The 7,165-nt window shown below is 61.7% G+C and carries 6 protein-coding genes; 3 read left to right on the forward strand and 3 right to left on the reverse strand.

What is annotated here, in order from left to right:
• Nucleotides 1-232: transposase (locus tag BM414_RS27945; RefSeq protein ID WP_139246126.1), on the reverse strand; the 232-nt coding region annotated here is incomplete at its 3' end.
• 420 nt (nt 233-652) lie between these two features.
• Complete coding sequence (locus tag BM414_RS29935) at nt 653-937, reverse strand: hypothetical protein (protein WP_175551888.1); 285 nt, start codon at nt 935-937, stop codon at nt 653-655.
• A 1,321-nt stretch (nt 938-2,258) separates the two neighbouring features.
• On the opposite strand from BM414_RS29935, the gene BM414_RS29940 reads away from it, so the two are divergent.
• Complete coding sequence (locus tag BM414_RS29940) at nt 2,259-2,726, forward strand: hypothetical protein (protein ID WP_175551889.1); 468 nt, start codon at nt 2,259-2,261, stop codon at nt 2,724-2,726.
• Nucleotides 2,727-3,396: 670 nt separating this feature from the next.
• Here BM414_RS29940 and BM414_RS31985 read toward each other — a convergent pair.
• Nucleotides 3,397-4,887 (reverse strand): GDSL-type esterase/lipase family protein, encoded by a 1,491-nt coding sequence (locus tag BM414_RS31985; protein WP_093585277.1) that lies wholly within the window; start codon nt 4,885-4,887, stop codon nt 3,397-3,399.
• Nucleotides 4,888-6,069: 1,182 nt separating this feature from the next.
• Between BM414_RS31985 and BM414_RS29945 the strand changes: the two genes are divergently transcribed.
• Nucleotides 6,070-6,243: a hypothetical protein gene (locus tag BM414_RS29945; protein WP_175551891.1), complete on the forward strand. Its 174-nt coding sequence runs from the start codon at nt 6,070-6,072 to the stop codon at nt 6,241-6,243.
• A 634-nt stretch (nt 6,244-6,877) separates the two neighbouring features.
• A partial coding sequence (locus BM414_RS27965; protein WP_175551892.1) for a transposase occupies nt 6,878-7,165 on the forward strand: 288 nt, incomplete at its 3' end.

A 7,165-nucleotide genomic window follows, 5' to 3' on the forward strand; every position in this document is an offset into this window, starting at 1 on the left:
CCTCGGTCCAGTCCCGCAGCCGCCGCCAGCAGGTCACCCCCGAGCAGCCGACCAGCGAGGTGGGCAGCTGGTTCCAGGTGATCCCGGTCTTGAGCACGAAGACGATGCCGGCCAACGCGGCGCGGTCATCGATCGGCCGGCGGCCGGGATGGCGATAGCGGCGTGGCCTTGGCGGTGGGAGCAGTGGTGCGATCCGCTTCCACAGCTCATCCGGCACGAGCTCCTCGATCACCCACCACAGCCTCGGCAGGTCGGGCAGATCACCGCGGGAGGCACGCCGAGCTCATCTTGAAACGATCTCTTATAGCGGCTCGAACACCCTTCTCCGTTCTCGGGAGACCTACGCGATCCGGGTGGGCGGTCAGCAAGTAGGACGGTTCCAGTGTCCGGGACTACCAGAGCCCCCTACAGGAAATCCCGGATTCACGTTCGCTGAGAACCCCAACGATCCGATGGCTCCAACCTTCACGTTGGTCGGATTTGAGCCGAACGAGGTGGTGGATGTGGATATCAACTACTAGGGCGGGTTCCGCTGGCTGTGGGGGACCCAGACCGTGGACGAGAACGGGACTCTAACGCTGGGCACGGTCAGCTCCAGCTGCGGTTCTTTGCCGCTCTACACCCGAGCGACGCGCGCCGACGGCAGCATTTCCTACTCCAATGTCTTCGCTCCCAAGTCGTGTGGCCTTGATGTCTGACGCTCGGAGCGCGCCTCGGCCAGCGGCCGGGTGAGGCTGGACGGTACGGCGTGCAGCCCGGTGGAGGCGGCGATGGCGCCCTGTACTCGGGCGGTGAGGTCGGTGGCCAGCGTCTCCTCGGGGTCCACGACCGGCGCTGCGGCGGGTGCCGGCGTGCCGCCCTCCTTTGGCGTCTTGAGCGTGGCGGCCTCGGCGATGGCACCACGTCCGATTGGCGCCGAGGCGAGGGCCGTGACCACGAGCGCCCGCCAGTCCCGTCGCACACGAGGCCGAACGCCGGACCCACGCCAGCAAGCGCATCCGCGTCGAGCACAGCATCAGCCACCTGAAGAACTGGCGAGCCCTGTCCCAACACCTCGGCCGACGCGAGCACCTGGACACGATCCTGCTCGCGGTCACCGGCCTGGCCTCCAGCCAAGAACGAGCCCCACGACCCGACCAGCTTCACCGCACACCAAACGCGCTGCCCGCCGAGCCGCGCAAGCATTCCGACCAAGTGTGCGCGCTCCCCGAGGCGACTGAGCGCGTCGGCTTCGCCACCGCCATCGCCTTGCTCGATCCCTGAGGCTTCGCCCGGCTCCCGGCGCAGCCGCGCGGCGGTCGCCTCAGCTACCGCCGGGCACCTTGCAGCCCGACACCGCGCGCGTCGCTGACATGCGCCGTGAGGCAGTGGTCCTCACCACCCTGCACCACTCCTACGGGCTCGTCTGATGCGCTAACCACTACAGAATCCTCTGGGTGAGGACACACTGGTAGGCGGTTGCAGCACTGCCTGTGGGAGTAACCGTTCAGGGACTGGTGGGGTACAGGGATGATTAGCTTGCGAGCATTAGATATGGCGGGGCGATCATGAACAGCGCCGCACCTCCTCCAGCCGAGCCAGCACGAGCGCCAACGGCGGGCGAGAAATGCCGGCGCTGCGGCCACTCGGCCGCTCAACACCGTTTAGGTGCGCCAGCAGGGCAGCGATTTTGTGTGGACGACTCAAAGGAGTGTAGTTGCTTGAACTTTGAGGCTGAACAGGCAGGCCAGTCGACACGATCTCCAACAGTCAAACCACCTTGGTGGCGTCGCTGGTGGAGCGGTGTCAGTGCTGCAATCATCGCCGCCGGGGCACTTGCGGCTGCCATTACCGCAATAATCGCTCTCCGCCCTCCGCCCGATCCTGCGGACAGAGCATCGATCAACTCAATTGATTTGACTTGGCCGGAGTCCCTCAGCAACTATAGTGCGACTGCGCAAATTCCTCCGTCGGGCATAATAGAGATTGAACCGGAACTCATCAATCCGGCAGGAGGCCTCCCATGGTTGCTGGACCTCTCAGCGCCATCGAGTTCGTCCTCTAGCCCGGCATCCAGCCCGCCTTCCAGCAGCCCGCCTTCCAGCAGCCCGCCTTCCAGCAGCCCGCCTTCCAGCAGCCCGCCTTCCAGCAGCCCGCCTTCCAGCAGCCCGCCTTCCAGCAGCCCGGCATCCAGCTCGTCCGAAACACCCCTCTCACGGACAGTTATACCTATTACCCTTCCACCGCTGAATGAAGTCAGTAATCAGTATGAGATTGTGGTGAACGAACAGGTTCTAGGCGAGTATGAACTACCTGGGGACGCATCGAGGTTTCTGGTCTTTGCTCAGGATATAGTTGATCCGCAGGGCGAATTCCTTCCTGCGCCCGAGGCCGCCGAACGGCTTGCCGCTAGGCTTGAAGATGTACGCAATGAACCGAAGCAGGGTAAACGTGACTTGCTGGGGGTCCGCGTCGCCGTAAATCTTGAAGTTCAAGGTTTACTGGATGAGCCGCTCGTATTGTTCTCGCGGCTTATTCCGGCCGAAGGAACAGTCATTCCAGAGATCTGGGCACAGGCCATGCCAATCTGTTGGTTTGTTGCAAATACGGAAGATGATGTGGGCACGCTTGATGTCTGGGTGCCGCTGCCGGAGGCCGCTGGGCTGTATCAGATCGACCTCATTATTGCGAAGCCGAATGCCCTAGATGTTCCCCTGACGAGCAAGCGAACGGAGTTTCTCGGCTAAGCCGAATGGTTGGTACGGCTATTGCCGGCGTCAATAAAGGTTTCCCACCAGGGATCCGCACCCCATTGAAGGAGGTGGTCGAGATCGCTGGCCAGACCTGCCACGTCATGGGTTTTGTGTGCTCTCCGGAGCCTGCGTGGCCGCAGTCACCACGGTAGGCGATCAACTAGCGAAAGCAACCGGAGGAACCCGGGGCTGCGAGAGCGGAGGCCCACCAGACTGCAGGCAGCGCCCAACAAGCCTTGAGCGCTGGCGCAGCGCAGGCCGTTTGCGCATCTTCTCACGGTCATGTGCCCTTAAGGGTTGCGCCATCAGCGGTAGGCCATCGCGTATCGAACGGTCACTGACGTAAACCGTAGGCTGACTTGCTCTGCCGTCGCATGCCGTATTTTGACCGCTCGTGGCGGAACGGACGGGCATGGAAGCGAATCCCCCGGAAATCAATCCCCCGGCCGGCACGGCTGCTACATCATCCGATACGACGACGAGCGCTGCCCCCGCAGAACTATCGGGTGACGATGTTGCGGCGTTGCTGTTGCATTGAAGCGGCCTCGCCTCGACTCCTCTCGATGAATTCAGCACCATGGTGATGCCGGAACAAAGTTGTTCCAAGCTGCCAGGCCATTGCAGGGCTCTAGTGAACTGGCACCGACAACTAACTAGTGGTCGATCATGTCATCATGTGCAACATAGGCTCCAAGCTTCCTGAACGCTCAATCGATCCGCCCGTGAACTGTTGACGTAGCGCACTCGCAATTACGTCTTGGTAAATTTCATGGCCACGTTCATTTGGGTGCATCGTTCCCATATAGTCCCCTTGCTTCTTACAGGACTCAACCGCACGAACCCAGAACCGCTCATCCTCATCTGTGCAGTAACCATGTCCAGCGAAACCCTCAACAATCCCTTCGAGATACGTCCAGCCATATTGGTCAGCGGCACGACGTAACTGGTCGTTGAGTTCATGCGCCAACTCGAATATCATCGCAGCATCGACGCTTGAGACCTTCATGTAGGCCCCCGAATCGAAAATCTCGCATCCGTCGGCTCGTCTTCCCAGGGGACCGCCCAGAAGGTCCTTCTTGTCGAACATACCAGTTGGATACTCGGTGATATACACCCTCCGTGGATTGACCAACGACTGTAAACGCAATGCCAGGGCGTCAAATCTGGGCACCAGCGCCTGAATCCTTCGACGGGTGTCACGAACCATCTTGTCAAGACCGCCGCCCTGGAAGTCAGCCGCAAGTTCCTGGAGGCCACCGGAGAATCCAACGTCATTGCCACCTATCGACAGCAACACTGCATCGATGGGTGCATTGCCTACCGCCTTTCTGGCCTCCTCAATCTGACCGGTAGCCTGCCACTTGGGATGCTGCGAATCAAATAGACCTCGTTCTATCTGGGCGCTAGACGTAGCGAAGGATAGAAATGTAATCACTCGGCCGTTACTCAGGTCCTGTGCCGCCTTAGCGCCGCGCGCTTGCCCTGATCGAAGTGATCGGTGTGCCTCAGGCTCTAGCCAAGCTGCGCTCCGGCGCATAGAAACGCCCGCTTTGTCCAGTCCATGGACTGTAATTCTTAAGCTCGCAGCCTCACATCGCGCGGCGCCTAGCTGGTCAACTTGGCCGGATTTGTCGGGGTTGCCTTCGCCGGAAGCAAAAGACTCACCAAGTCCAACCACGAGGTGGTCGCGGAGTATAAGGGAGGCCTGGCCAGTAGGCCCATTCCCGGACCTATTACGAAGCCGTATAGTGCAGTGGTAGGTGCCCTGCATGGGGACGGTGACGCTCAAACTCCAGGGTGGATCCGGCTGGGCTTCATTGATGACTCCTTCAAGTCTGTCTATCTTCTTGATTACGTTCCTGTCGAATCCTCCGTTGCTGCGCCTGATGGTGAAGTCAAAAGCCACTGTGTCCGCGGGAACTCTTAACCGCTTGATTATGATCGGTTCTTGCCTCCCTGGGCCCCCTTGCTGAGGCTCCGGGTCGTCAATGACCTCTATGACGTCGGCGCCAGGAAAGGCGTCAACCGTCAGGCCGTAACCGGCCGGCTCGATGTATGCGGCCCGATATCGATGTATCTCAGCATCGTAATCACGCCCCAGCTGGGGAGAACGGGAGTCAGCAAAAAACCGAAAGGCCGGTAGATTATTGCTCATGAGATAGCCCTATCGCCAAGACGCGGTACGGAGAGAGTGCTGCTGGCATGTGTAATGATTAGGCGCACTAATCGTAAGTACTGAGGTGCTACCTTTCCCATGCAACGCCGATGAAGGCTACCTCTGCCTCCTGCTTTGGGTCTATCGGTCCGTCACCCGCGATTCTAATCACCAGAGGCCAGCGATTGGCCGCGGCTGCGAGGACTAGGGAATAGAGTGCATTGTAATTCTGATGGTCATTCCGTAAGATCCACCGGTTCTGTTTCGGGCCAACGGCGGGATCGTTGTCCAAGACAATGTTGACTGCGTCTCTGGTAACGAGCAGCTCAATCACTCGCCCAGCCATGCGAATTGATGTTGTCATACCGGCCGCCTTCGGTCGTACGTTTGTTCACGGGGCGCAAACGTTGGCTTGGCATCCTGGACTTGGCATCGCTTTCGCCCAGTGAGCATCGCAAAGACAGGGCTGGATAGCTACAACCTGAGCGGCTGCAATCTTGTCCCCGGCACGCAGAGGGCGCGGCGGTGGTCGGGTCGAGGCAAGCTGCGCCGACCGTCTTGGACCCTGTGGTCATCACCCGGACACGGGTCCGGCCGTCGGCGCTGGCTGGAAGGAGCAAGCCGGGCCCACCGTCCACAGCTCACCTCCGTCACTCAAGTCCAGGGTCGCAACGCCGCTCGCTGCCGCCAAGGGAGCTGAGCCCGGGCCGATCAGGACGACGAGTCGCTCGATGCCGGGGTCGGTTGCGGCGCAGCATCCAGGCGCTGGTGGTGATCGGGATGACGACGCAGGGCTATTCGCTGCCCGGCTCCCGGTGGACGGTGATGGCGTAGGCGTGCACCAACTCGTCGGGCTTCCCCGAGAGTCGTGGTCGATCACCTCGTCTCGTCGGTGACGACGGTGGGGCTGCTTGGCGGCGTCGATGGCGGTGCCGACGCCCTGGCTGCCGTTGAGGACGCCTGGGGCGCCCTTGTCGTACTCGTTGCGGATCTGGGTGACCTAGCACGGGCTCAAGAGCAGCTGATACGTGCCCATCAGGCAGCGAGAGGGCGCCCACGGCCAAGTGGCGCGGTTGGCGGAGTTCGGCGCGCTCGACGAGTATCTGCACCAGGCGGGCTAGCTGTACCGGATGAACCTGGACCGGCACACGGGCCAGGACACGCGACGCGGGGGGGCAACCGGTGGTGGTTTTCCTGCTCACGGTGTTCACGGCACTCGTTCTGCTGGCGGCTGGCTTCCTGCTCGGGGTGTTCTGGCTGCGCGACGAGCACGCCCGGCTGACCGCGTTGCGCGAGGAGGTCGGGCAGAAAACCGCGATGATGAAGCAGCTGGCCCATGGCGATGTGCCGCCGTGACGCCGCGCAGTGCGGTGCCGCCCACCAGCGGTGAGGTACCGGCAACCAGTCACCCCCATCAGATCGACTGAAATGTGCTACATCGCCGGCGTTCCCGGCAGTCGAGGGGTGCTCGGGAAGCGATCAGGAGACGGCGACACCAGATCGGCTCGTCGGTGCTCGCATCCTGAAGCCTCGTCACATCCGTGACGGCTCATCTCGCTCTGCATAATAGGAGCGACGTTGCATAACAGGAGCGACGTGCGTCCACCAGGGGCACCTCCGAAGTATCCCTATCGGGCTCACGTAAGATGCGCGGAATTTTGGGCTCTCGCGCGCGTAGGCCTTGATCTCGATGCGCAACCACGATCGACGCGACTGACCGACTGCTGGCTAGAATTGTCTGCCGATGTCAGTCCGGCCGAACCTGCTGGGGTCGGGCTTTCCCCTTCACTACGCTCACGGCAAACCCAGACTCCGCCGCTCCCGCTTCCCCATTCGGCGCTTCGGTACACGTGACCGTCGAAGCTGCCCAAGCTACACAAGACGAGCCGAAGAGCTCAGTCGACAGGAAGGGTCGTCATTTGTGTCGGCTCATGCTGCTTGAACCGCCCCGGGATTGATGGAGGCTTCCAATCACCGAAGGATGGAAGTCATGGCGGCACCGAGGAAGTACCCCGACGAGCTGCGTGAGCGGGCGATCCGCTTCGCCCTCGATCTGGTGGAGGGGCCGGAGAAGCTGAGCGTCAACGCCGCCTGCAAGCGGGTCGGTGAGCAGCTGGGGATCGTGCCGGACTCGCTGCGGAACTGGGTGCAGCAGACCCGCATCGACGACGGCAACGCACCAGGCCTGACGACCGATGAGCGGGCACGGTTGGTCGAGCTGGAGCGGGAGAACCGCGAGCTGCGCCGAGCGAACGCGATCCTCAAGAGCGCCTCGGCT

It is taken from the genome of Geodermatophilus amargosae, from assembly GCF_900116515.1.
GTDB classification, from domain to species: Bacteria; Actinomycetota; Actinomycetes; order Mycobacteriales; family Geodermatophilaceae; genus Geodermatophilus; species Geodermatophilus amargosae.

What these genes read in the sequence shown, in the direction of transcription:
- BM414_RS31985 (WP_093585277.1), bottom strand. Translation starts at nt 4,887, where the DNA reads ATGAGCAATAATCTACCGGCCTTTCGGTTTTTTGCTGACTCCCGTTCT.